Below are 25,223 nucleotides of genomic sequence, written 5' to 3'. Positions count from 1 at the left end.
CTGCTCGCTCCGTGGAATTAACGCAATTCCTTCGCTATTGCGCTAAACATCAGCGACGCTTCCAGCGGTTGGGCGCTGAAAGATGGCTCCGCCTGCGGCCAGGTGGACCACTGGACGATCACCAGATTCTCCGCCTGATTGACCATAATCATCTGGCCGAAGATCCCCAGCGCCCACAGGGAATGCTTGAGGGAAGCCTGCGGAGCAGGTTCTACGTTAGTCGCATTCACCGGCACTTCATTGTTCCACCACTGGAAGCCATAGATGCCGTCAGGATGCGCTGCTGATACCGAACCCGCCGCCCGATTCCAGTTGGACGACTGGGCTACCCAATCAGCCGGCAAGATCTGTTTGCCGTTCGGCAGCGTCCCGTTATGCAGAATGAATTCGCCAAAGCGCCCCCAATCCTCCAGCGTGGCGTTGAAGCCGTGCGCGCCCACGTCGTGCTGACCTTTGGCGTAGGCATGCCACACGCCGTCGCTCGCCATGCCGTACGGCTGCCAGATGCTTTGTTCCAGATAAGCCGCCAGCGGCATGCCGGTGGCACGCTCCAGCACGTCGCCCAGCAGCCACGCGCCGCCGGAGGAGTAAGACCAGTTCTGCCCGGCCGGGTGTGCGCGGCGTAGGCCGGCCACCAGCTTGCGCACGCAGGCATAGGTGCCGGGCCTGGCTTCACACTCGGTCAGCTGCGCAAAGTCCGATTTCGGGTTGGTGTAATCCTCATTCCACGCCACGCCGGAGGTGTGAGTGATCAGCTGCCTGAGGGTCACGCCGTCCCACGCGGTGCCTTTCAGATCGGGTTCGTATTGCGTGATGAGATCGTCGAGCGAGCGGATCTTACCCTGTTTAATCGCCACGCCCACCAGCGTGGCGACCACGGATTTGCCCACGGAGCGCGATGTCCACAGGGTAGCGTCGGTATTGCCCTGCCCCAGATATTTCCAGGCGATTTTGCCGTCCTTCAATACCAGCATGCCACTGACGTTCTGGCGCTTCAGATAGTCCTGCAGGCTGTAGGTTTTGCCATTCACCCGATAGCTGGCGTCCGTTAACGGTTTAGCGGCAGCCAGCAGCGGCGTGGCATTGCCGTGATGAAACACATCCCCGGCATAGTTGCGGTAGTCGTTACGAAAACCGATCACCCGGTCGCTCTGGCTCCAGGTGAGCATCTTGTGCGTGTCCGGCAATTGCGCATCGAAAGGCGCGGGACAGGCGCTGAGTTCGGTGCCCGCACAGGCGGCCAGCGCGGCGGGCGCCAACAGGCCGCTGCAGAGACTGATGACAACGCCCGCCAGCAGGCTGCGGTTAAACACTTTGCTTTTCATATTTTTTCTCGCTTAGCTCAGGAAGGCGTTCAGCTTAAAAAAACGCGGCCTATAATAAAAAACGCCTGATGGGGGAAAATCCCCCGCAAAATCGACGGGAGAACCGCGTGCCGAGCCTGATTTATTCCTTTGCCCAACTGGAAGCCTTCACCGCCGTGGCCGAGCACGGCAGCCTGGCGAAGGCCGCGCTCAAACTGGGCAAAGACCGCACGACGCTGCGCGATTTGATTGATTTTCTCGAGGATGGCTTGGGCTATGCGCTGTTCCTGCGCGAGGGGCGCAGCCTGCATCTGACGCCGGAGGGCGAACAGCTGCGGCGCCAGGCGCACCTGCTGATGCGCCAGGTGAAAGCGTTTGAGGCATTTGCCAAAGACGTGCCAAAGAGCGCGGCGCAGGAAATCTCACTGGTCTACGATCCCTTCACGCCCCGCGCGCTGCTGCAGGCGCTGATTGCCGCGATGGCCCAACGCAACACGCGCCTGAGCCTGATTAACGCCTCGCGCGACGAAGCGGAAAGCCTGCTGGCAAGCGGCCAGGCCGATCTGGGGATCTGCCAGGCGCGCCATCGCAGCGTGGGCGATACAATGGAGTGGCGCGCCTTAGGGGCGATAGAGATGGATTTTTACGCCACCAAAACGCTTTTCCCCGGCGCGGCACAGCCGCTTTCGCTGCTGGAACTCTCGCTCACGCCGCAGGTGATCATGCACCCGGATTCTGACGAACCCGTGGCGCGCCGCCTGCAAATTTCCGGGCACACCATTTTCACCAACGAACTGGAAATGCTGCGCTCCCTGCTCGAACAGGGCTGCGGCTGGGGATTCTTGCCGACGCACATGCATGCGGAACGGTGGAAAAACGTCAGCACGCTGCGCACCGAAGTGGGCAGCCAGGGGATCAGCCAAACCATGGTGACCATCTGGAAACCGGGCAATGACCGACGGGCGTTGATTGATGAGACGCTGGGGTTATTGCCGGGGTTGTGGCGGGGGATTGGGGAGTGAAAAGTCGCTGCTAGATTAGCGGTGTTGTTGTCGGTGGTCGAGCGTGGGGAGCATCGCCTGCGTTGTTGGTCCGTTCGCTCTTAAGCGCGGATTGTTGTTTCCCCCAATGCGCCCCTCACCGCCTTTAATTCAGCGCTACTAGTGCTAGTTTATTGCTTTGATAGGCGGTATTTGAGGGGCTGCTTTTAACATTAACGCCGCAATTTGCCGAGAGTGAAGCCCCCTTGACGATAAGTACATTCTTAAAGCTTTGCTTGCCAACAACATTGAATTACTCCCCCGAAGTTCCACACCACCTCTTTACAACCTCCATTAAATCAGCATCTTGAGTAGCATCATTCGACCACCCACTTGCGAATTTAATATCGTGAGAATTGGGTAATCTATCAGATGATAATTCTCTAATTCTAATCCTGCTTGGAAGTGCTGCTGCCTCCCCAACAAAAATAGCCTCTCGTCTTGTAAGGGCAGATAACATTTTAGTTAAACCGCTTAAACTGTCAGGCAAGAACCTAGATACATGCTCTTGATCACTTGAATTCGACAATCTAAGTACTATCCAAGAGTTACATTGGGAGAGAACAGTACTTTCAACATCGGATGGTCTTTGTGAAATAAGCCCCAGACCTAATCCATATTTACGTCCTTCTTTTGCAATACGTCGAATAGCATCTTGAGCCTCTTTATATTGAGCTTCACCATGATTTGGCACGTAGCGGTGCGCTTCTTCGCAGATAAATAATATGGGATCTTTCTCTCTTTCATCCCTTGTTTGCCAGAGTTTGTATTGAAAAAGAAGGCGGGATATTAATGCAGTTAATGGTCCTGCCACCTCATTTGGCAGCCCTGATATATCTATAATACGAATATCTTTTCCATTTGCTTCACCGACAAACTGTGCCAATATATCCTGTAGTTTTGGAGAGTCAGCTTCACTATATTCTTTTAGCAAAAAGCTAAGTTGGGGATTTGAGCGAAGGACTTTTAGCTTTTTAAGTATGTTATCTATTTTATCACGCCCCGATGATGCAGCTAGTTTTTCCTGTTTCCCTTCTTTGCGCCCTTGCACCTTGTCTATGTGCTTAACAAACTGCGCCAATTTGAACGGAACGGGTTTGTCTCTATCAAAATTCAAAACCTGATCTTCATTTACACCATCAGCAAATGCGGCTTCTAATCCGCCGTTTGGTTCAGCGCCTACATCTTGCACGTAGCCAGCCTCTAGCAATCTAGAATAGGTGATTGCTTCATAAACAATATTATTTTGAGAGGTAGCTTCGTGTTCTGTTTTACCAATAATTAACGAGCGTAATTCATCACTGGACATAAGCCAATAAGGCAATTTCAATAGTTCAGCATCATCCTCTGCTGCAGATGCGTCATTATACGCACGAAATACTTTTGCCCTGTTTCCAAAAGCGCTAGCATATTCACCATGGGGATCAATCATGACAATTTTTGGCTTTAATGTGGTGTCTCCAGGTCGATGATCTAGAACAGAGTGTAAAATTGATGCCACTGTTCCAGATTTTCCTGAACCTGTAGACCCTAATATCGCAAAGTGATGTCCAAACAGTTTATCAATATTTGCTCTACATACTGCATTGTTGCCACCAATGTAATTCCCAATTGGAACCATGGGTGTAATTGCTTCATCTTGAGCATTTGATTCTGCTGCGTTATAAACAGCCTCTAGTTCATCGTTTAAGCAAATATAGGCACTTTGTAATGGCAAAGGGTAAGTTTCAACACCACGAGAAAATTCAAGTCGATTATTTTTGTTAGACCATACTCCCTGACCAAAGAGGTCAACCTCTAAGATACGAGCATCATCTGCTGCGTTAATTAGTTTGTTGATATCTTCAGTAATCAACTCAGATCTCATTTTAAGAGACCGAACAAAAGCAAATAGCAACTTCCTACCAAAATGTACTTTAATGATACTGCCCATTTGTCCTACAGGATAAACTTGTCCGTCAACAGCACGAATGAGCTCATTAACGCCCTCATCAATCTCTATGCGTAAATTATTGCCAGACACCTCAATAATTTTGCCTACCTTTAATTCTTTCCGTGATTGAAAAATATTACTCATGGAATATCTCCTGTGCTGATGAACTGCGTTAAGCCATCAAAACGCCACCATGTATATTTGCTATTATCAGACTCAGCCAAAGGAGTTGTTGAATTATGGTAAATACCTAATTCACCTGCAACATACACTCTAGAGTTAATTTTCGGACATTTCAGCCAAGCGTCTAAAGTCTTATTAATAACAATTCCATTTTTGGGTAACTCTTTAATAAATACAATTACCGTCGTTTGATTGGATTCACTTCGCAATGCGCTTTCAATCTCAGCATTAATATGGTCATCACCAAAACTATAACCACAAGTAATCAATGTGTTTTGCTGCCCACTCATTAGGGTTTTTCTTAAACCCAAGAATAAACTAGCGAACGGGTCTTTTTGTGTTTCAATATATTTTGTTGCCTGAGGATAAATCATTATGTTTGCGGGGTTTGACAAATATTTAGTTCCATATCTCGCACGCACTAGGCCTAAGTCATCATCTCTGTGCCAATCTATCGAACCATGTAATTTATATAGATGGTATGTATTTGAATCCAAAGCTGCATTCGAGAATTCATTTTCTGCATTCCAAAAACCTACGGCTCCACCTGAAAAACCATCACATACTATTTTTTTATGTAGAGCTAAGGCGTCCTCGAGCAAAGTATCATAATTAGTAGTGAAAAATGTAGTTTTTGAACGTTGTTCTAAGTTCGACTTACTAAGCAATAATGCCTTTATAAATTTACAATGAGGCTCAATTTCAACTATTGGGTTTGCTGCGCTCCCAATCTCCTCCTCTATCGTGCGTTCAGCATTGGCAGCGACGTAACCGTATCTGACTATCCCGCCGATAGCCTTGATAATTTCTAGATACAGTTTCCTTAACTCCTCACCGGTATAACGGTTAGCACCAATATATGCAGACTGGTTCCTTGAACGATCAGCAATAGCTAAAAGATCACCCAAATGGCTCAAGTAGTGTTCAACATGGCAGTCATCAGATAGATCTGCTTTTAAAGCAGCCAAAATTTCTTTTTCTTTATCCCCGGAATCTTCTTCGATAATTCTTTCAACGCGACTGGTCAATGGATACATTAAAGGTATTTTTGAACCAAAACTTATACCAGCACCAAAAAGCCAACTTTGTCTACTTTGAGAACTTAAAAGCTGCTTTATGTTTTCTAACCCCTTATCAAATTCTTTCATAATTTTCTCTCAATTTATTGCGACTAGAATACTTAATTAGGCGCATACGTGAGTATATTTAACACTTATTCAACGGTTCGTCCCGTAATTAAGCACAGACCAAATTTTTGTGCGTTTAATGTACAGAACACTACATTAACCCTTTCAAAATTACAACTACTTATCGGTACAACTGATACCTGTGCTAGCGACAAAAAAATCAACTCGACTTATACGCAATAGCAGCATCTAGATACAAAAACGAGGAACATTGAAGGCATTAATAAATTGGCAAGGGAGTAAGGGATGTCCACGCATGTCACAAAGCAGTCATTGCTACCTAACTTCGAACATGAAACACACCTTACCCAAACTCTCCGCCAACAAAATACAGCCACATAAAATGATTCAACTCATAATTAATAAACCAACAACATTATTACATCTATTTTTATTCCATTATTTTCCCTCCCCCACTCCATCCCCCCAACTCCCCCCTAGCACCGCCCCCGCCCTTTCCCTACAATAAGGGATCTGTTGAGGCATAACGCAAGGAAAGACGGTGTCGAAAGCCAATCCCAATGCCACTATCGTGGATATCGCCCGCCGCGCCAGGGTGACCAATATCACCGTTTCCCGCGCCTTCAATAAGCCCGAACTGGTCAAGCCGGAAACCCGCGAGCGCATTCACGCCATCGCCAAAGAGCTGAACTATGTGCCCAACGCCTTCGCGCAGGGGCTGAAAAGCAGCAGCAGCCAGATTATCGGCATCGTCACCAGCAGCATGTACAACCCGTTCTATTCCGGCCTGATCAAGACCGTGTCGCGCATTGCGCGCCAGCAGGGCTACCAGATCATGCTGTTCGACACCGACGGCAGCGAAGAGGCGGAAATGCGCGCCATTCAGGCGCTGTTCGGCTACAAGGCGCGCGGCATCCTGCTGTCGGCGGTGCGCGACGACAAGCGCTACCGCCCCACCTATCTCGAGCTGGCCGAGGTATACGGCGTGCCGCTGATCCTGATCGACCGCGATCTCTACGATCAGCAGCTGAGCGGCGTGTTCCTCGATAACCGCGAGATCGGCGTGCTGGCCGGGCGCTATCTGGCGGAACAGCCAGAACAGAAGCTGCTGATTATCGGCGGCCCGGCGGATTCGGAAATTACCTTAACGCGCACCGCCGGCATCGTCGCGGCATTGCAGGGCAGCGGGCGTGAGATTCATATCATCAACGGTGACTACGATTTCACCTCGCAGGAAAGCGAGGTGCGCGCCTATCTGGCGCAGCCGGAGAACCGCCCGGATTATATCATCGGCCTGAACGGCATCATCACGCTGGGAGCCATCGCCATCTGCCACGAGATGGGCCTCTATCAGCAGGTGAAGTTCTTTTCGATAGACGAGCCGCCGCGCGCCGGCGCTTACGGCCTGCACATTCCGGGGGTGTATCACGATACGCAGAAACTGGGGGAGATCGCCGCGGAGCTGCTGTTCAGCGCCATTAATAGCCCGCGCGGCGAGTTGCCGGTGCGCAGAGAGTTCTTCACCGGCTCGCTGTTGAATCGCTGACGGGCGCTATTGCCCGTAGTAGGCGTGTTTGCCGTGCTTGCGCAGGAAATGTTTGTCCAATAGCTCCGGCTGCATCGGGGCGATGGCCGGCGCCAGCTGGCGTGTCGCCATCGCCATGATCGCCACCTCCTCCAGCACCACCGCGTTGTGCACCGCATCCGCCGCGTCCTTGCCCCAGGCGAACGGGCCGTGGGAATAGACCAATACTCCCGGCACCTGCTGCGGATCGCGCCCCGCCTGGTTGAAGGTCTCGATAATCACCTTGCCGGTTTCCCCCTCGTAATCGCCGGCGATCTCCGCCTCGCTCATCGGCCGGGTGCAGGGAATGTCGCCGTAAAAGTAGTCGGCGTGGGTGGTGCCCAGCGCCGGGATCGGTTGCCCGGCCTGCGCCCAGATGGTGGCGTTGCGGCTGTGGGTGTGCACCACGCCGCCGATATCGGCGAAGGCGCGGTACAGCGCCAGGTGGGTGGCGGTGTCGGACGAGGGTTTACGGTGCCCTTCGCGCACCTTGCCCTCCAGATCCACCACCACCAGATCCTCCAGCGTCATCGCCTCGTAGGCGATGCCCGAAGGCTTGATCACCACCAGCCCGCTCTGGCGGTCGATCGCCGAGACGTTGCCCCAGGTAAAGGTCACCAGCCCGTATGCCGGCAGGCTGAGGTTGGCGGCCAGCACCTGCCTTTTGAGTTCGTTCAGCATGCGATGCCTCCCTCATTCATCTGTTGTTCGATCCAGGCCTTGGCCTGGGCGATACGCTGCTTATCCTGCCCGTCTTCGCGCGCCCACATCTCCAGCAGGTAGGGGCCGCGATAGCCGAGCGCGTTGAGCACGGAAAAGGCGTGGGCGAAATCCACGCAGCCCTCACCGAACGGCACGTCGCGGAACTGCCCGGCGCTGCCCGGCCCCACCGCCACGGTGTCTTTGAGGTGCACGGCGGTGATGCTGCCGATGCCCAGCGCCAGCTCGGCGGCGACGTCGTTGCCCCAGGCGCTGAGGTTGCCGAGATCGGGATACACCGTGAACCACGGGCTGTTGACGTGGCGCGCGATGTCGCGCCATTTGCTGATGCTGTTGATGAACGGCGTGTCCATCACCTCCACCGACAGCATCACCTGCGCCCTGGCGGCCTGCGCCGCCGCCCACTGCATGCCCTCGATAAAGCGCTCGCGGCTGTGGCGATCGGCGGGTTCGTAATAGACGTCGTAACCCGCCAGCTGGATGTTGCGGATGCCGAGATCCGTCGCCAATTCCAGCGCCTTGCTCATCAGCCCCCGCGCCCGCTCGCGGGTGGCGGCGTCATGGCTGCCGAACGGATCGCGCCGGTGCGCCGACAGGCACAGGCTCGGCACCGTCACCCCGCTATCGAGCCGCGCCTGGATAAACGCCAGCCGCTGGCGTCGATCCCAGTCCAGCCGCTGCTGGCGCGCCGGCTGCTCGTCGATCGACATCTCCACAAATTCAAAGCCCAGCTCGGCAGCGGTGGCCAGCCGCTGCGGCCAGCCCAGATCGGCGGGCAGCGCCTTTTCATACAGCCCCAGACAGGCGGCGTTAGTCGTTTGCATCAGTCACCTCACTCAAAGCCTGGGCGACCGCCAGATAGCGCGCCTGCTGGGCGCGCAGGCGCCGATGGGCGGCGGTCGCGGGATAATAACAGCGCAGCTTGGGCGGCGCGGCGGCGATCGCTTCGGCGAACCCGGCGTACTCCCCGGCGCCGACGGCGGCGCACAGGGCGGCGGCGCGGCAGCCGCTCTGGCGCGTTTCCACCACCTCAAGCGGCAGGTTGCCAGCGTCGGCGTACATCTGCATCCACACCTCGGACTGCGTCGGCCCGCCGGTCATGCGCACCCGCTCGATGCGCGGGTTCAGCTGCACCATGCGCTCCTGATGGATCAGGTGCGAGAACACGATGCCCTGGTAGATCGCCTGCACCACGTCCGCCATCTCGTGGTGGGCGCTCAGGCCGATCAGCCCGCCCGGCGTGTTACCGCCGAGGTTGGAGCCGTACAGATAAGGCAGGAACAGCAGCCCGCTAGGCTGCTCGCGGCGCTCGGCCACCCAGGCGTTGAACTGGGCGTAGCGCTGCCGGTCGTCGGCGCAGAACTGGCGCAGGAACCAGGCCAGGTTGCCGGCCGAGGTCGGGCTGCCTTCGTGCACGAAATAGCGGCCGTCGATGCAGTAGCGCCCCCAGGCGTAGGGGTAATCGGCGGGAATGATGCGCTCGGTCACGCAGGTGGCGATCGACCAGGTGCCCGCCACCGCGCTGAGCGTGCGATCGTCGGCCACGCCGGAGCTGAGCGCCGCGCCCACCACGTCGAACAGGCCGCCGTACACCGCGGTGCCCGTTCGCAGGCCGCACTGCGCCGCCGCAGCGGCCGTCACCCGCCCGGCCAGCTGCGCCGAGCCGATCACCGGCGCGGTCTTCTCCTGCGCCTCTTCGATGCCGAAGGCCGCCATCAGCGCCGGATCGTAAGCACCGCTGTGCTGATTGAACAGGTTGCTGCCAGAGATGTTGGTCACCTCGGCCGCCGCCTCGCCGGTGAGGCGAAAGCGCAGGTAGTCGTGCGCCATCAGGATGCGATCGACGGCGGCGTACTGCGCCGGTTGCCGGTGCTTCAGCCAGCGCAGCAGCAGCGCCGGGTGGCTGGGCCACAGCGGCTGCAGGCTGCGCGGGTAGATTTGTGCGTCCACCCCGGCGCGGCGCAGCTCAGCCGCCGTGGCTGCCGCGCGGTTGTCCGAAGAGAGGATGCCGTTGCCGACCGGCTTGCCGTGGCGGTCGATGGCGTACAGCCCTTTGCCATGCGCCGAAAAGCTGACGCCGCGCACCTGCCCGGCCTCCAGCCCCGCCGCGTGCAGCGTCTGGCGGATCGCCGCGCAAACGTCATCCCACAGCGCGTCCATATTGCGTTCGCTGAAGCCCGGCTGGGCGGCAATCGCCGCGCCGTCGCGCTCGGCGATCGCCAGCTCTTCACCGCTTGCCCGGTACAGCCCGGCCTTGATCACCGTGCCGCCGACGTCTATGCCAAGAAAGACTGACATCGCGCCTCCTATTTGCGCCGCACGGAGCTGAGGTAGATGGCGGCCAGGATGATGCCGCCTTTCACCACGTTCTGGATATACGGCGACACGTTCATCAGATTGAGGCCGTTGTTAAGCACCCCGAGCATCATCGCCCCCACCAGCGTGCCGACGATGGCACCGCGCCCGCCGGAGATCGCCGCCCCGCCCAGCACTACGGCGGCGATGGCGTCCAGCTCGAAGCCTTCGCCTGCGTTGGGCTGCCCGCTCATCAGCCGCGAGGTCAGCACCAGCCCGGCCAACGCGGCGGTCAGGCCGCTAATCACGTACACCAGCATCTTGTAGCGCGGCACGCGGATGCCGCTCAGGCGCGCCGCCTCTTCGTTGCCGCCCATCGCGTAGACGTAGCGGCCGAACGGCAGCTGGTTGAGCATCAGCCAGGCCAGCACATACACGCCGAGCATGATCAGGATCGGCACCTGGATGCCCAGCACCGTGCCGCGGCCGAAGAACGAGAAGACGTCGGGCAGGCCGGAGATCGGGTAGCCGCCGGTATAGAGCAGCGCCAGGCCGCGGGCGATGCCCATCGACGCCAGGGTGACGATGATCGGCGGCATGCGCAGATAGGCGATGCAGGCGCCGTTGGCCAGGCCGAACAGCGCGCCGACCGCCAGCGCCGCCACCATCGCCAGCGGGATCGGCACCGCCGCCAGCATCAGCCCGGCGGCGACCGAACCGGCCAGCGCCATCACCGGCCCCACCGAGAGATCGATGCCGCCGGTCAGGATGGCGCAGGTCATGCCCACCGCGATGATGGCATTGATAGACACCTGGCGCGCCACGTTGGTCAGGTTGTTGACGCTGAGGAAGCTGTCGTTCAGCAGGCTCATCAATACGAACAGGACAGCGAAGCCGATAAACGGCAAGACCGCCGGGTGATGCAGCAGTTTTTCCCAGCGCTTGCCGAGGCTGGGGCCGGCGGCGCGGCGCGCCACGGCGGGTTGTTCAATTCCGATCATAGGGCACTCCCGGTCGCGTGAAGCATGATGTGGTTAAATTCGATGTCGTCGCCGGTCAGCTCGGCAACGATGTGGCCGCCGCGAAACACCAGCACGCGATCGCACACGCCGATGATCTCCGGCAGTTCGGAGGAAATCATGATGATGGAGATGCCCTGCTGGGTCAGTTGCTGCATCAACTGGTAGATCTCGGCCTTGGCGCCCACGTCGATGCCGCGCGTCGGTTCGTCGAAGATCAGGATGTTGCAGTCGTTGTTGAGCCAGCGGGCGATCACCACCTTCTGCTGGTTGCCGCCGCTCAGGGTGCTGACGGCGGTCTCGGCGTCCGGGGTTTTCACCCCCACGGCGCGGATCAGCCGCTGCACCACGTCGCGATCCTTACGGGCGCTGACGAAGATCTTGCCGCGCCGGTGGTGCCGGTTGAGGGTGATGTTCTGCGCCACCGAAAACGGCAGCACCAGGCCCTCGGTTTTGCGGCTCTCCGGCAGCAGGCCGATACCCTGCGCCAGCGCCTGCGCCGGGGAGCGCAGCGCCGCCGGTTGGCCGCCGAGGCTGACGCGTTTGCGGTGGCAGCGGCTGGCGCCGATCAGCGCCGAGACGGTCTCGGTGCGCCCGGAGCCCACCAGCCCGGCGAAGCCGAGGATCTCGCCCTTGTGCAGGTGGAAGCGGTCGGTCGCGCCGTGCTTCTCGCGCTGGATCTCCGCTTCCAGCAGCACCGTGGCGGTATCGACCGGGTGTTGTTTCACCGGGAAAGCGTTCTCGATTTTGCGCCCGACCATCAGCCGCACCAGCTCTTCCACGTTGGTGTCGCCGGTGGCCAGCGTTTCGATGTAGGCGCCGTCGCGCAGCACGGTAATGCGATCACAGATAGTGAAGATCTCGTCCAGGTGGTGCGAGATAAACACCATGCCGACGCCCAGCAACCGCAGATCGTTCATCACGCTGAACAGGTGCTCAGCCTCGCCCGGCGTCAGCGTGGCGGTCGGCTCATCCAGCACCAGCACCCGCGCCTCCAGCGACAGCGCCTTGGCGATCTCAACGAACTGCTGCTGCGCCACGCTCAGCTGCTCCACCGGGCAATCGAGATCGATAGCCACCGTCAGCCGCTTGAAGATCGCCTCGGCCTTGCGCCGCATCGCCCGCCGATCCAGCAGGCCCCAGCGGTTCCTGATCTCCCGGTTGAGGAAGATGTTGTCGATGGCGCTCATGTAGGGAATCAACGAGAATTCCTGAAAAATAATGCCGACCCCGGCCTCGATCGCCTGGCGATAGTTGTTAAAGCGGCGCTGCTCGCCGTCGATAAAAATATCGCCCTCGTCCGGCTGATAGATGCCGCACATGATTTTTACCAGCGTCGATTTGCCGGCGCCGTTTTCGCCCAGCAGGGCGTGCACTTCACCGCGTTGAATGGCCAGATCGATGCCGTCCAGCGCCTTCACGCCGGGAAAGCGCTTTTTTATTCGCTTCAGTTCCAGTAAAGGTGTCACCGCATAGCCCTCCGCGCCGAACACCCCGCCGCAGCGGGGCGAACCCGGCCGCTGTTACCAGCTAAAGCCGGCCGCATTGCTGCGGTCGATCAGCTTCACGTTGACCGGCACGGTTTTCGGCACCGTGGCGCCCCAGTAGCGTGCCAGCGCAATGCCGAGCGCGATGCGCAGCTGGTCGCGCGGGAACTGCGCCGAGGTGGCGATGAACGGCGAGTTCGGCTTGAGGATCTCTTTGATGGCTTCCGGCTGGCCGTCGACGCTCACCAGCTTGACCTTGGCGCCGTTGCTTTCGATCGCCGCCAGGGCGCCGAGCGCGCCGACGTCGTTGACGCTGAAGATGCCCGCCAGATCCGGCGCCGACTGCAGCATGTTTTCGGTCACGGTCAGCGCGGTGTCGCGTTCCTGCTTGCCGTTTTGCTTGGTGACGATCTTGATGTCGGGGTATTTCTTCATCGCCGCTTCAAAGCCGCGCACGCGCTCCAGGATCGGCACCACCGGGATGCCGTCGAGGATCGCCACCTTGCCTTTGCCACCCAGCGCTTTCGCCAGGTACTCGCCCACCTGCAAGCCGGCGTCGTAGTTCTCCGAGCCGACGAACGAATCCAGCGGCCCTTCCGCCTGCGCGTCGATCGCCACCACCACCGCGCCGGCCTTATGGGCGGAGATCACCGCCGACTGCACCCCCACCGAATCGGTCGGGTTGATCAGCAGGATATCCACCTTCTTCTGCAGCATGTCTTCCACGTCGCCGATCTGCTTGGCAACGTCATGGCGCGCATCGGCCACGTACACCTTGGCGCCGATATCCGCCGCCGCCTGATCCAGCGCCTGCTTCATGGTGACGAAGTAGTCGTTGTTCATCTCCTGGAACGACATACCGATAGTGATTTGCTTGGCCAGCGCCCCATGGCTGGCCGCCAACATTCCACCGGCGACAATAAAAGGCAGGGTCTTTTTGAATAATGAAAACATAGCCAATTCTCCTGTAGGGAAGCTTCTTGTTGTGGTTATCAGAGCAACAGCATGTCTTTACGTTTGGCCGACCGGCCGGCCCCCCATTGCGAGCGGGCCGGCGATCGTGACGGCAACAGCGGTACAGCGGGAGGGTCAGGGAACCAGGATCACCTTGATGGAGTCGGTCGAGTCCGCCAGGGCGAAGGCTTCGTCCCAGTCGTTCAATGAATAGCTGTGGGTGACCACGCCGTTGGAAGTCACCAGCCCGCGTTCGAACAGATCGATGGCGATTTCGTAGCTGTAGGGCGCCAGGTGTGCGCCGCGAATGTCCAGCTCTTTGCGATCGCCGATGATGGACCAGTCGACGGTGGTTTCCTTGCCGAACACGCTGAACTCCACGAAGCGGCCCAGCTTGCGGATCATCTGCAGCCCTTGGGTGACGCCGATCGGCGCGCCGGTGGCCTCGATGTAGACGTCGCAGCCGTAGCCGCCGGTCAGCGATTTGACGATCTGGTCGGCGTCTTCCTTCAGCGGGTTGATCACCACGTCGGCGCCAAATTCTTTCGCCAGCGCCAGCCGCTCGTCGATGGCGTCGATCACGATCAGTTTCTTCGGCGTTTTCAGGCGCGCCACCTGCACCATGCACAGCCCGAGCGGCCCGGCGCCGGCCAGCACCACCACGTCGTCCAACTGGATGTCGCCGCGCGCCACGGTGTGGATGGCGCAGGCCATCGGTTCAATCAATACCGCGTCTTCATGGCTCAGGCTTTCCGGGATCTTGTGCACGATGGCGTTCTCTGAAAAGCGCATGTACTCCGCCATGCCGCCCTCCGCCACGTCTTTTTGGAAACCGTAAATGTTATGCGTCTCACACATCCAGTAGCTGCCGGATTTGCAGTAGCGGCACTCCCAGCACGGCACGATCTGCTCGGCGATCACCCGCTCGCCGAGCCGGTATTTGCCTTCCGCGCCCTCGCCCAGCGCGGCGATGCGGCCATAGAACTCGTGGCCCGGCACCACCGGCGGTTTAACCCACGGGTTCTCCCCCCAAAACATCTGTGCGCCGTTCTTGCACTTGCAGTCGCCGGCGCAGATGCCGCAGCCTTCCACCTTGATCACCAGCTCGCGCGCCTTCGGCAGCGGCGTGGGCACCTGTTCGAAACGATAGTCCTGCGGGCCGTGGCAAACGACCGCACGCATTTTTTCCGGCAACGGGCTCATCTCTTCCTCCAATACACTCGTTAAACGCTTGAAATTTCTAAATGTTGACGTTGTCATTTTTACCCCAAAAAAAACAACAAACGTTATAAAGTGATAAATTTCAATTGATTAATCATCAAACACCCAGGAAAACTCAAAATGACAACGTGAACATAGAGCGACATATAACCAAAGCTGCAAAAATAATTATTTGAGCGAAATCACATATCGTTAACATTGCGGCTAAAAATGCTACAAATGCGGATCGCGATCCCATTTACGGGATCGGCGATCCGGGGAGATCCGCTACATCAGCAGGCGCACGCGATCGTAGATCTGGCGATCTTCCGGCCGCGACGATCGCGCCTGCTGGCGCAGGGTGCGCACCAGCGTGTCGATAAACGCATGGGCGGCGGCGCTCAGAATGCTGTTGCGCCGGGTGACGATATTCAGCTGCGCCGGCTGGCCGCTCTCCCGCAGCGCCAGCGGCTGCAGGCGGGGGGCGAACTGCGGCAGCGCGGCGATCGGCCGTGGGCACCAGGTGCACATCTCGGCGGATTCCACCAGCGCCTGCAGCATACCGAACGAATGCGCCTGAATAATGCGCTGGCGCGGCAGGTAAGCGCCGTGGCGGTGGAACACCGCGTCCAGCAGCGCATCGAAACTTTCCGGGGTATAGCTCATCACCCAATCCTGCTCCAGCAGCTGATGCAGCGAGGTGCTGTGCGCCAGCGGGTGACCGCGCCGCACCATGTACGCCGTTTCATACTCCAGCAGCGGCTCGCAGTGGAACTCCTGCGGCGCCGACGATGCCGGCAGCGGCGTGATGGCGAAATCCATCGTGCCCTCGCGCAGCTGCGACTGGGCGTTGGCCATCAGGCTTTCCGACAGTTCCAGCCGCACCGCCGGCACCTTGCTGCGAAACGCCATTACCGCCGGCGGCAGCACCGTCAGCATCAGCCAGGGGGTGATCGCCGCCTTGACCAGATCCGCCGCCCGCCCGCGCAGCGCCGCCATCTCCCCCTGCGCCTGCTCCAGCTGATTCAACACCAGCCGGGCGTGCGCCAGCAGGGTTTTGCCGTAGGGGGTAAAGCCCAGCCCGGTCGGGGTGCGGATCAGCAGCGGCAGCGCCTGCTCCTGCTCCAGTTCGCGCAGCGCGCGGGTCACCGCCGCCTGCGACAGCCCCAGATGCCGTGCCGCCGCGCGAATGCTGCCGCTGTCGGCGCTGGCCACCAGCGCCTGCAGTTGGTGCAGTTTCATGTTCACCTCCTGACAATCATTGGTTGTCAGCATAACCGAACGGCGGCTACCCGGCAAAAACGGAGTTTGCTAGTCTCGAAGCCTATTCCTCTGCCCCATTCCCGCCCGTTGGCCGGGACCCTTTGCCGGAGACCGTGATGAGCCCTTCACTCGTACTGCCTGAGATCGCCGCCGTTCATGATGAGATGGTCGCGCTTCGCCGCCACATTCACGCCCACCCGGAGCTGGGCTTCCAGGAGTTCGCGACGTCGGATCTGGTGGCGCAGCGGTTGGCGGAATGGGGTTACCGCGTCACACGCGGCGTAGGACAAACCGGCGTTGTCGCCACACTGCAGCGCGGGCCGGGAAAATCGCTCGGCATCCGCGCCGACATGGACGCCCTGCCGATTGCCGAAACGACCGGCTTGCCGCACGCCAGCACCCATGCCGGGGTGATGCACGCCTGCGGCCACGACGGGCACACCGCCATGCTGCTGGCGGCGGCGCGCTATCTGGCGCAGCAGCCAAACTTCAGCGGCACGCTGCACCTGATCTTTCAGCCGGCGGAAGAAGGCGGCGGCGGCGCCAGAGTGATGATTGAAGACGGCCTGTTTGAGCGCTTCCCTTGCGACGCGGTGTTCGCCATGCACAACGTGCCCGGCTTCCCCACCGGCCACCTGGGTTTCGCCAGCGGCCCCTTCATGTGCTCGGCCGATACGGTACACATCACTCTGCACGGCCACGGCGGCCACGGCGCGGTGCCGCAGAGCACCGTCGATCCGGTGGTGGCCTGCGCGGCCATCGTCATGAGCCTGCAAACCATCGTGGCGCGCAATATCGATCCGCAGGAAACGGCGATCGTCACCGTCGGGGCGATGCAGGCCGGCCAGGCCGCCAACGTGATCCCGGCGACCGCCACCCTAACGCTCAGCGTGCGCGCGCTGACGGCGGCGGTGCGTGAGCGGCTGGAGCAGCGCATCACCGAGCTGGTCACGGCGCAGGCCGCCAGCTTCGGCGCCCGCGCGGAAATCGACTATCAGCACGGCTACCCGGTGCTGGTGAACCACCCGGCAGAAACCGAGCTGGCGCGCGCGGTGGCGCTGGACTGGGCCGGAGAGAGCCGGGTTATCCCCACGCTGCGGCCGTTTACCGCCAGCGAAGATTTCGCCTTTATGCTGGAGAAGTGCCCGGGCAGCTACATCTCGATCGGCAACGGCCCCGCCACGCCGGGCAATTCCCTGCACAACCCCGGTTATGACTTCAACGACGACAGTCTGTCGCTGGGCGCCACCTACTGGGTCAAATTGGTCGAGCGCTTTTTGGCTCGCCCCGTGGTTTAATCGCCAACGCTGAGGAAATGACATGAAAACCATCAAAGGGCTGTTGTTGTTATTGCCGCTGGCCGCGAGCTTTCCCGCGCTAAGCGGTGAGTTCAGCGGCAAAGTGATCAAGCTGGGTATCGATCCTACCTTTCCGCCGCTGGAGTATAAAAACCCGCAGGGCAAGCTGACCGGCTTCGGTGTCGACATCGCCCAGGCGCTGTGCGACCAGATGCAGGCCAAATGCGTGTGGGTAGAAAGCAGCTGGGACGGCATGATCCCCGGCCTGCAGGCGAAGAAGTTCGACGCCATCGCCTCGTCGATGACCATCACGCCGCAGCGCCAGCAGCAGATCGCCTTCTCCAGCAAGGTCTCCAACGCCCCGGCGCGGCTGGTGGCACATAAGGGCAGCAACCTGCAGCCCACCGCCCTCTCGCTGAAGGGTAAATCGGTCGGCGTGCAGCAAGGCTCCAGCCAGGAGGCCTACGCCAACGCGCTGTGGCGCCCGGCCGGCGTTAACGTGGTCGCCTACCAAAGCCAGCAGGAGGTGAACGAAGATCTGGCCAACGGCCGGCTGGATGCGTCGCTGCTGGCCAGCGTCAGCGCCAGCGAGTTCTTCAAAACGCCCGGCGGCAAAGATTTCGCCTTTATCGGCCCCGAGCTGAGCGACAGCAAATATTTCGGCGTCGGCGACGGCATCGGGGTGCGCAAAGACGATACCGCGCTGCTTAACGCCTTCAACGCTGCGCTGCAGGCGATCCGCGCCAACGGCACTTACAAGAAAATCAACGACAGGTATTTCGACTTCGACATGTACGGCGCGGAGCAGTAACCAGCGTTCCCCGGCGATCACCTGCAGATCCTGCAGGATGGGGAGGCGCCTTCGGCCGCCGGGGAATGCCCCAACGGAAACGGCAGTGTTAGCAGGTGGGATAGAGATACGGGCCAGGCAGGACGCCCGGCCCGCTAACGCGGGTTACTTCACTTCGCCCATCGCTTTCAGCTTTTTGGACAGCTCGCGGCGTTCTTTGGACAGATCGGCATTTTTGATGATGTAGTCATCAACGCGATCTTCGTAGTCGCTGCGCATGTTGGCGATGATGCCCTGAATGTCTTCAATGCTCATGCCGGGCTTAATGTACTCACTCAGGTTGTCGAGCAGCAGCACGCGCTTCTGGTTATCACGAATTTTCTTTTCGTTGTCGACGATCTCGCGTTGCAGTTTGTTTTTGCGGCGGAACATACGCACAAACTCCAGCACGTCCTGGAAACTCGGCTTATTTGCATTATCCATCTTTATACCCTTGCTTTAGTAATACACAGATTCATTTGCTTACGGCCACATGGCACCAAGATACAGGTTTGTGGCGGTCCGGCACAACAGTGATTGCCTTATCTTACCCACTTTGCCCCGGCGGCCAAAACCCAAAGCGCCGCCTTCATGATCTGACCCCTTATTCGCGCCCGGCGGCGGTGCAGACCTGGAGCAGATCCCCCAGCTCTTCCAGCTGCTGCGCCAGCTCCATGCTGAGCCAGACATAGCCGTAAATCGGCGCTTCGCCGTGCTGGCCGAGGCTGACCTCTTGCATCAGCGTTTTCAGCTCGCCGGCGATCTCCGCCAGCTGCCCCGCCGCCGCCTGCCGCTGCGCCTGGGGCCCTTCGCGCATCAGCACCGCCAGCGATTCCAGCGAGCTCAGCGTCAGCAGCTGGGTGCTGCGCAGCGTGCGGGCGTTCAGCATGATGAAGTGCGTTTCGCGCGAGGCCCAGTAGGCGTCGGCCATCAGCTCCAGCGTACACACCAGATTGCGGCTGAGGGTTTGCACCGCCTCGAACACCGCTTTGGGGATGCGGGTTTCCTTGCTGGCGGGCACGATCAGGCTGCGCAGCTTCACCACCTGATTCAGCAGGTCCTTGAGCTGCGGCTCCAGCCGCGGCCGCTCAATGACGTTCGGCGAAAAATACGCGCCGTAAATGCGGGCGGCGGTTTGCAGGCAGTCCGCCATCTGCATGCGCCACAGAATATAGGCGCGCTGTGGGTAGATGCTGGTGAACAGCAGCGCCAGCAGCGAGCCGAAGATCACGTCGCCGCTGCGCCACAGCGCGGTATGCATGTCGCCGGCGCCCGCGCCGCACACCACCGCCAGCGTGATCCCCACCAGCAGCGCCATATACGGCCGTTTGCCGAGCGTCAGGTAACCGCAGACGAACATCACCACGCCGCACCAAGCCAGCATCAGCGGCAGCGAATAGAGTTCCAGATACAGGGCGATCAGGCCGGAGGCGGCGCCGAACACCGTGCCGGCAATGCGTTGCAGCGCCCGCTGCAGCACGTTGCCCCAAAACGAGATCGGCCCCATCACCACCACCAGGGTGATCAGCGGCCAGGTGCCTTCGGGCACCGCCAGCAAGCGGATCAGCAGAAAGGTCAGGATAAACGCCAACCCGATGCGCACGCCGTGGACGATGCGATAGTGGCGGTAGGTCAGCAATTCAAGGGAAGAGATTTTTCGATCGAGGCGCACGATGCCTCCGATAAAGACCAGCCAGGCCGCTATTTTAGCGGAGGAGGCCCGGCAAGGAAAAGGCGAATGAGGCGTCCCCCATTCGCGCTCAGGCTCAGGCGGCGTACTTGTCGACCAGCGCGCGCAGCACGGCGGCGGTTTCGACATCCATCACGCCGTCATACTTCTGCTGGCGGAAGTGCAGCTGGAACGCGCGCACCAGCTGGCGATAGCCTTCTGCGGTATTCGCCGCCGAGGTGTCGTAGCCGTATTGGGCGAACAGTTTCAGCAGCTCGGCCTGCGCCGGCAGCCCCTGGCAGCAGTATTCCTGCTGGCGCTGCCGCTTGGTCGCCTCGTCATACCAGGCGCCGACGCCGGCCTGATACAGCTGCTGCCACGGAAACTGCGGGCCCGGATCGCTCTTGCGGCCCGGCGCGATGTCGGAGTGCGCCACCACGTTCACCGGCGAGATGTCCGGGTAACGCTGCAGGATATTCTGCGCCAGCTGGGTGACCGCTTCGATCTGCTGCGGGTTGAACGGCGGGAAGGTGATGTTTTCACCGTCGCCGCTCGCCAGGTTGACGATCTCGATGCCGATCGAGGTGTCGTTGATATTGCTGCGGGTGCCCCACTGGCTGGCGCCGGCATGCCAGGCGCGCTCGTTCTCGTCCACCAGGTTGAAAATGCGCACGCCGCTAAAGCCGGCGGCCTGATAGGTGGCCTCGGTCGGATCCGGCACCAGATAGTGCGCGCTGACCGATTTTCCGGTCAACGACTTCACCGAGTCGGCAAAGTTTTGCGCCGTATAGTGCAGCACCAGAAAGCGCACGCGGTGGCCGAAGCTGGCGACCGATCGGTAGCTATTGTAATCAATCTTGTACATCGTAAAGTCCCTCTCTCGTTTGATTTCACTGAGCGGCCTCTCATCATGACAGGCCGCCCCGCACAGGTGAACCTTTGGCTCACCCTTTTTGTTTTAGCTAATTGCTAAATTATGCGCAAGTGTTTTTTAGCAAAACCGTTATTTACCTTTTTGCTAAAGAGTGCGATCATCGAACAATGGAAACTAAAGAAATCAGGCGCAACAATCTGCGCGAATTGATGGCCCGCTACGCCCGGCAAGGCGTCAACCAGAATGAGTTCGCCACGCTGGTTGAGTCTTCCGCGCCGACGCTGAGCCAAATCATCGGGGAAAAATCCTCCCGTAATCTTGGCGACAATCTGGCCAGGCGGATCGAGGCCAGGCTGAATTTGCCCAAGGGCTGGTTCGACGTGTTTCATGAAAAGCAGCTGGTGCGCCCGTTTGACAACGTGGCGGCGGAGTCGGACTTTCAGCCCGCCCGTTTGAAACCGGTGGTATGGGAAGATACCGAACAGGACAAGGAAGAGTTTGTGGAGATCCCGCTGCTGGATATTGATTTTTCCGCCGGCGACGGCTGTTACGAAATCGTCGATCGCGAGGAGTTTTCGCTGATCTTCCGCCGTTATTACCTGCACAAGATGGGGGTGGCGGTCAACGCCGCGCGCATCATCCGCATCTCCGGCTCCAGCATGGAGCCGCGCCTGCAGGACGGCGACGTGGTCGGCATCAACACCGACGACACGCGCATCCGGGAAGGCAAGACCTACGCCATTCGCCACGGCAATTTGCTGCGGGTGAAAGTGCTGCTCGAGCAGCCGGACGGCGGCGTCATCATCCGCTCCCTCAACCGGGAAGAGTACCAGGACGAGCATCTCAGCTATCAGCAGCGCAAAGAGCAACTGGTGGTGCTCGGCCGCGTCTTCTGGTCGTCTTCGTCCTGGTAGCGGAGCATCCTCGGGCGCCCGTTGCGCCCGGCGGTTATTTGAAGTCCACCACCATCTGCTGCTGGATAGACAGCCCGCGGGTCGACTGCACGCAACCGGCGATGTAGTCGGTGAAGCGCGGCGGTTTCGGCATGCCCAGCTTGAGGATCTTCTCGTTGCTGAAACGCACGTTGAGCATGGCGAACGATCCGTACAGGCGCATCGCCTTCAGCATCAGCCGCTCGTTGCACGGGCCGAAAATGTCTTTCAGCTGGCGGCGCATTTTCACCAGTGCGTCATAGGTCACCTGCGCATACTCATCGCCCACCGGCGCCTTTTCCAAGGCCGCCGCCATGGCGTTGTCGATTTCGGCAAAGCTGACGCTGCTCTCCACGCCGGCGGAGATGTGATACACGTCGTTCTCCAGCGTGTCGCTGTTCATCAGCATCACCAGCGCATCCGCGCAGTAGTCCGCCGGGATCACGTCGATATTGTCCTGCAGCGAGCACATGAACTTGCGCAGCATCAGCGCCATGCCGAACACCCAGAAAATGCTGCTGGACGGCTGGCAGCCCAGGCGGGTGTGCCCCACCACGATCGACGGACGAGCGATGGTCAGCGGCATTTGCGGGCAGCGTTGGCGCATCAGCTGTTCGATGGTGGATTTGGAACGCGTATATTCCACCAGGTGCTCGGCATCTTCCTCAAACTCGCCGCTCTCCGCCACCAGCGAACCCGGCTCCGGTGAACAGGACATGGCGGTACCGACGTGCAGGAAACGTTTTAATGCCGGCACCTGTGCCATTCTTTCGGCAAAGGCCAGGGTGCCTTCGACGTTGACCTTCCAAATGAGCGGGTTATTACCAAATGAAGCAACGGCCGCACAGTTAATAACGTGCGTAACATTGTTAATGCGTGCGTCAGTTAAAAAGTTGGCCGGCTCGGAAAGGTCGCCCAACAATATATTTTCTATCGTAATTTTAGACAGCAGCTTCTCGTCGATATTAAACTTTTCCATATTCGTGCGAATACGGGCCAACCCTTGCTGCGCATCATCGGCGCGCACCAGTAAAAGATAATTAATAGGCTGATCTTCAATCAATAATTTTTCGAGAACTGCACCACCGAGAAAGCCGGTAGCGCCGGTCAACAGTAGCGTTTTCATAATTGTCACCCACATTGGTATTGAATATGGAAGATTGTATCTGCGGATAATTAAACAAATATTAAATAGAATTACGGCGCTCTTACCCACTTTTCTTAATATTATCTTAAGGAATGTTTTGAAACATTCCACGCGGGTTTAGTAACAAAAGAGCCGGCAAGGGGTTACGATTAATCCCTACTGTTTAAATACCATTGATGTAGCCTCTGATTTAATTAAATGGTCAACGTTATTTCTCTTAGCGCCCGTGGAGGACTTATGACCTATAACCAAAAAGCCTGGTTGGGGGTTGTGCTGCTGTGCGCCCTGTTTTGGCTGGCGGTGATCGGCAGCGTCTGTCCGCTGTATAACCGGGTGGATCGCCTCAATGCCCGCCAGCCGCAAAGCGAATTCACCGACCGCCACAGCCTGGATCCCTGTACGCCACACGGCGCTCAAGTGCTGGCCGCCCCCCGGAATGGGTAGGGACAAGACCCGCTAACGATCCTATTATGCCCTAAGGTTAACAGGGAGATAACGATGGCTCGAAAGCTGGATAGCTTACCGCAGGCGCAACGCGAGAAAATAGAAACCGATTTGCTGGCCATCAGCGTGATCTACAACGAGCGCTACGGCATCGCCTCCACCCAGGCGGAAACGGAACAACAGATCCCCGATCACCTGCTCTCCTACTTTCATCAACGGCTGGATTATTATCGCCGTGCGTAATTGCGCGCATTTCGCTAACCGCCGCTTGGCATCGCTCCCCACGCCGTTACAATAGGGGCATATTGTATCCGCCACTGAAGAGACGCGATTTTGAGCAGCAAGGCAACGGCCACATTTTACATCCACGATTACGAGACCTTCGGCAAGAGCCCGTCGCTGGATCGCCCGGCGCAGTTCGCCGGCGTGCGCACCGATATGGATTTCAACATTATCGAAGAGCCGCTGGTTATCTACTGCGCCCCGGCCGACGACTACCTGCCGGAACCCGAGGCGGTGATGATCACCGGCATCACGCCGCAGGTGGCGCGCGCCAAAGGCGTTAACGAGGCCGAGTTCACCCGCCAAATCCATCAGGCCTTCAGCGTGGCCGGCACCTGCATTCTCGGTTACAACAACATCCGCTTCGATGACGAAGTGAGCCGCAATATCTTCTATCGCAATTTCTACGATCCCTATGCCTACAGCTGGCAAAACGGCAATTCGCGCTGGGATCTGCTGGATGTGATGCGCGCCTGCTACGCCCTGCGCCCGGACGGCATCGTCTGGCCGGAAAACGAAGACGGCTTCCCCAGCTTCCGCCTCGAACACCTGACGCGCGCCAACGGCGTCGAGCACACGCAGGCTCACGACGCGATGTCGGACGTTTACGCCACCATCGCGATGGCCAGGCTGGTCAAGCAGGCGCAGCCCCGGCTGTTCGATTTCCTGTTGCAGCACCGCAACAAACACAAACTGAACGCCCTGATCGACGTCGCCGAAATGACGCCGCTGGTGCACGTCTCCGGCATGTTCGGCGCGGCACGCGGCAACACCAGCTGGGTGTCGCCATTGGCCTGGCATCCGGACAACAAGAACGCGGTGATCATGTGCGATCTGGCCGGCGACATGACGCCGCTGTTGACGCTGAGCGCCGAGCAGCTGCGTGAGCGCCTGTATACCCGCCGCGACGACCTGGCGCCGGATCAGGCGCCGGTGCCGATCAAGCTGGTGCACATCAACAAATGCCCGGTGCTGGCGCCGGCCAAAACCCTGCTGCCGGAGAACGCCGAGCGGCTGGGCATCGATCGCCAGGCCTGCCTGCAGAACCTGCAGCTGCTGAAACAGCACCCGGAAGTGCGCGAGAAAGTGGTGGCGCTGTTCGCCGAAGCCGAGCCGTTCAAAGGCGCCGACGACGTCGACGCCCGGCTGTACGACGGCTTCTTCAGCGATGCCGACAAGGCGGCGATGAGGATTATCCAGCAGACCAAGCCGCAGAACCTGCCGGCGCTGGATCTGGCCTTCAGCGACGGCCGCATGAAAGAGCTTCTGTTCCGCTTCCGCGCGCGCAACTACCCGAATACGCTGGACGACGCCGAGCAACGCCGCTGGCTGCAACACCGCCAGGAAGCGCTGAGCGCGGAGCGCGTGCAGAGTTACCTGCTGCAGCTCGAATCGCTGTATAACCTGCACGAAGGCGACAAAGAGAAAACCGCCCTGCTGAAAGCGCTGTTCGATTACGGCAAAGAATTGGTGGGGTAAAAACCGCAGATAAGGAAAAGGCCGCGAATGCGTAATGCCGATCGTTTAAGGATCAATTGACCGATCCTGTGGTTGCTGTACAAAGGGTCCATGGCATCGTCATGGACCCTTAAAATGGAACTTTCCCAGGCTCTTGGCATTATCAATTTCACCACACCC

The 25,223-nt window shown here is 59.0% G+C and carries 23 protein-coding genes; 8 read left to right on the top strand and 15 right to left on the bottom strand.

Going from position 1 to position 25,223, the window contains the following annotated elements; translation table 11 throughout:
• Positions 1 to 17: 17 nt before the first annotated feature.
• Complete coding sequence (locus M6G53_RS02000) at positions 18 to 1,325, bottom strand: serine hydrolase domain-containing protein (RefSeq protein ID WP_253328543.1); 1,308 nt, start codon at positions 1,323 to 1,325, stop codon at positions 18 to 20.
• A gap of 107 nt (positions 1,326 to 1,432) precedes the next feature.
• Between M6G53_RS02000 and M6G53_RS01995 the strand changes: the two genes are divergently transcribed.
• Positions 1,433 to 2,326 (top strand): LysR family transcriptional regulator, encoded by an 894-nt coding sequence (locus M6G53_RS01995; protein WP_253328542.1) that lies wholly within the window; start codon positions 1,433 to 1,435, stop codon positions 2,324 to 2,326.
• 271 nt (positions 2,327 to 2,597) lie between these two features.
• On the opposite strand, the gene M6G53_RS01990 is transcribed toward M6G53_RS01995, so the two are convergent.
• Together M6G53_RS01990 and M6G53_RS01985 are read right to left on the bottom strand one after the other, a co-directional pair.
• Entirely contained in the window at positions 2,598 to 4,421 is a 1,824-nt protein-coding gene (locus M6G53_RS01990; protein WP_253328541.1) for an ATP-binding protein, read from the bottom strand.
• Positions 4,418 to 5,608 carry an SIR2 family NAD-dependent protein deacylase gene (locus M6G53_RS01985; RefSeq protein WP_253328540.1) on the bottom strand — a complete coding sequence of 397 codons (1,191 nt, stop codon included), beginning with the start codon at positions 5,606 to 5,608 and terminating at the stop codon, positions 4,418 to 4,420. The genes M6G53_RS01990 and M6G53_RS01985 overlap by 4 nt, the downstream gene beginning before the upstream one ends.
• 541 nt (positions 5,609 to 6,149) lie before the next feature.
• Here M6G53_RS01985 and M6G53_RS01980 point away from each other — a divergent pair.
• Entirely contained in the window at positions 6,150 to 7,154 is a 1,005-nt protein-coding gene (locus tag M6G53_RS01980; RefSeq protein WP_033632584.1) for a LacI family DNA-binding transcriptional regulator, read from the top strand.
• A 6-nt stretch (positions 7,155 to 7,160) separates the two neighbouring features.
• Here the strand turns inward: M6G53_RS01980 and araD are convergent, their stop codons facing one another.
• The 8 genes from araD to M6G53_RS01940 form a co-directional block, all read right to left on the bottom strand.
• Positions 7,161 to 7,853 carry an L-ribulose-5-phosphate 4-epimerase gene (gene araD / locus M6G53_RS01975; RefSeq protein ID WP_033632583.1) on the bottom strand — a complete coding sequence of 231 codons (693 nt, stop codon included), beginning with the start codon at positions 7,851 to 7,853 and terminating at the stop codon, positions 7,161 to 7,163.
• Positions 7,847 to 8,716, bottom strand: a complete 870-nt coding sequence (locus M6G53_RS01970) for an L-ribulose-5-phosphate 3-epimerase (protein WP_253328539.1) — start codon at positions 8,714 to 8,716, stop codon at positions 7,847 to 7,849. Before M6G53_RS01970 ends, araD begins: the two co-directional genes overlap by 7 nt.
• Positions 8,703 to 10,190 carry an FGGY-family carbohydrate kinase gene (locus M6G53_RS01965; RefSeq protein ID WP_253328538.1) on the bottom strand — a complete coding sequence of 496 codons (1,488 nt, stop codon included), beginning with the start codon at positions 10,188 to 10,190 and terminating at the stop codon, positions 8,703 to 8,705. The genes M6G53_RS01970 and M6G53_RS01965 overlap by 14 nt, the downstream gene beginning before the upstream one ends.
• Before the next feature lie 8 nt (positions 10,191 to 10,198).
• Positions 10,199 to 11,188 (bottom strand): ABC transporter permease, encoded by a 990-nt coding sequence (locus M6G53_RS01960; protein WP_038877882.1) that lies wholly within the window; start codon positions 11,186 to 11,188, stop codon positions 10,199 to 10,201.
• Complete coding sequence (locus M6G53_RS01955) at positions 11,185 to 12,675, bottom strand: sugar ABC transporter ATP-binding protein (RefSeq protein WP_253328537.1); 1,491 nt, start codon at positions 12,673 to 12,675, stop codon at positions 11,185 to 11,187. Before M6G53_RS01955 ends, M6G53_RS01960 begins: the two co-directional genes overlap by 4 nt.
• A gap of 54 nt (positions 12,676 to 12,729) precedes the next feature.
• Positions 12,730 to 13,647, bottom strand: coding sequence for an ABC transporter substrate-binding protein (locus M6G53_RS01950; protein WP_253328536.1), 918 nt, complete (start codon positions 13,645 to 13,647; stop codon positions 12,730 to 12,732).
• A gap of 135 nt (positions 13,648 to 13,782) precedes the next feature.
• Complete coding sequence (locus M6G53_RS01945; RefSeq protein ID WP_253328535.1) at positions 13,783 to 14,850, bottom strand: zinc-binding dehydrogenase; 1,068 nt, start codon at positions 14,848 to 14,850, stop codon at positions 13,783 to 13,785.
• A 285-nt stretch (positions 14,851 to 15,135) separates the two neighbouring features.
• A complete protein-coding gene (locus M6G53_RS01940) occupies positions 15,136 to 16,089 on the bottom strand; it encodes a LysR family transcriptional regulator (protein ID WP_253328534.1) in 954 nt (317 codons plus the stop codon).
• A 137-nt stretch (positions 16,090 to 16,226) separates the two neighbouring features.
• Here M6G53_RS01940 and M6G53_RS01935 point away from each other — a divergent pair, with 137 nt between their 5' ends.
• Both M6G53_RS01935 and M6G53_RS01930 read left to right on the top strand, forming a co-directional pair.
• Positions 16,227 to 17,408: a M20 aminoacylase family protein gene (locus M6G53_RS01935; RefSeq protein ID WP_253328533.1), complete on the top strand. Its 1,182-nt coding sequence runs from the start codon at positions 16,227 to 16,229 to the stop codon at positions 17,406 to 17,408.
• Between the two features lie 22 nt (positions 17,409 to 17,430).
• On the top strand, positions 17,431 to 18,219 hold the full coding sequence (locus M6G53_RS01930) for an ABC transporter substrate-binding protein (protein ID WP_253328532.1): 789 nt from the start codon (positions 17,431 to 17,433) through the stop codon (positions 18,217 to 18,219).
• Positions 18,220 to 18,363: 144 nt separating this feature from the next.
• Here M6G53_RS01930 and tmaR read toward each other — a convergent pair whose 3' ends face one another.
• The 3 genes from tmaR to M6G53_RS01915 form a co-directional block, all read right to left on the bottom strand.
• A complete protein-coding gene (tmaR, locus tag M6G53_RS01925) occupies positions 18,364 to 18,681 on the bottom strand; it encodes a PTS system regulator TmaR (RefSeq protein ID WP_004935612.1) in 318 nt (105 codons plus the stop codon).
• Between the two features lie 160 nt (positions 18,682 to 18,841).
• Complete coding sequence (locus M6G53_RS01920) at positions 18,842 to 19,909, bottom strand: FUSC family protein (RefSeq protein WP_021505906.1); 1,068 nt, start codon at positions 19,907 to 19,909, stop codon at positions 18,842 to 18,844.
• A 94-nt stretch (positions 19,910 to 20,003) separates the two neighbouring features.
• On the bottom strand, positions 20,004 to 20,771 hold the full coding sequence (locus M6G53_RS01915) for an N-acetylmuramoyl-L-alanine amidase (protein WP_253328531.1): 768 nt from the start codon (positions 20,769 to 20,771) through the stop codon (positions 20,004 to 20,006).
• 176 nt (positions 20,772 to 20,947) lie between these two features.
• Between M6G53_RS01915 and M6G53_RS01910 the strand changes: the two genes are divergently transcribed.
• Complete coding sequence (locus M6G53_RS01910) at positions 20,948 to 21,694, top strand: S24 family peptidase (RefSeq protein WP_164100233.1); 747 nt, start codon at positions 20,948 to 20,950, stop codon at positions 21,692 to 21,694.
• A 34-nt stretch (positions 21,695 to 21,728) separates the two neighbouring features.
• Here M6G53_RS01910 and M6G53_RS01905 read toward each other — a convergent pair whose 3' ends face one another.
• Positions 21,729 to 22,838: an SDR family oxidoreductase gene (locus M6G53_RS01905; RefSeq protein ID WP_253328530.1), complete on the bottom strand. Its 1,110-nt coding sequence runs from the start codon at positions 22,836 to 22,838 to the stop codon at positions 21,729 to 21,731.
• Between the two features lie 258 nt (positions 22,839 to 23,096).
• Between M6G53_RS01905 and M6G53_RS01900 the strand changes: the two genes are divergently transcribed.
• The 3 genes from M6G53_RS01900 to sbcB all read left to right on the top strand — a co-directional run bounded on the left by M6G53_RS01900 (position 23,097) and on the right by sbcB (position 25,064).
• Positions 23,097 to 23,303 (top strand): type II secretion system protein M, encoded by a 207-nt coding sequence (locus M6G53_RS01900; RefSeq protein ID WP_253328529.1) that lies wholly within the window; start codon positions 23,097 to 23,099, stop codon positions 23,301 to 23,303.
• A 54-nt stretch (positions 23,304 to 23,357) separates the two neighbouring features.
• Positions 23,358 to 23,546: a DNA polymerase III subunit theta gene (locus tag M6G53_RS01895; protein ID WP_253328528.1), complete on the top strand. Its 189-nt coding sequence runs from the start codon at positions 23,358 to 23,360 to the stop codon at positions 23,544 to 23,546.
• A gap of 90 nt (positions 23,547 to 23,636) precedes the next feature.
• Positions 23,637 to 25,064: an exodeoxyribonuclease I gene (gene sbcB / locus M6G53_RS01890; protein WP_253328527.1), complete on the top strand. Its 1,428-nt coding sequence runs from the start codon at positions 23,637 to 23,639 to the stop codon at positions 25,062 to 25,064.
• Positions 25,065 to 25,223: the final 159 nt, after the last annotated feature.

It is taken from the genome of Serratia nevei (assembly GCF_024160145.1).
Taxonomy (GTDB): domain Bacteria; phylum Pseudomonadota; class Gammaproteobacteria; order Enterobacterales; family Enterobacteriaceae; genus Serratia; species Serratia nevei_A.
The sequence above is the reverse complement of the archived record's forward strand: the minus strand, read 5'-3'. Positions and strand labels throughout refer to the sequence as shown.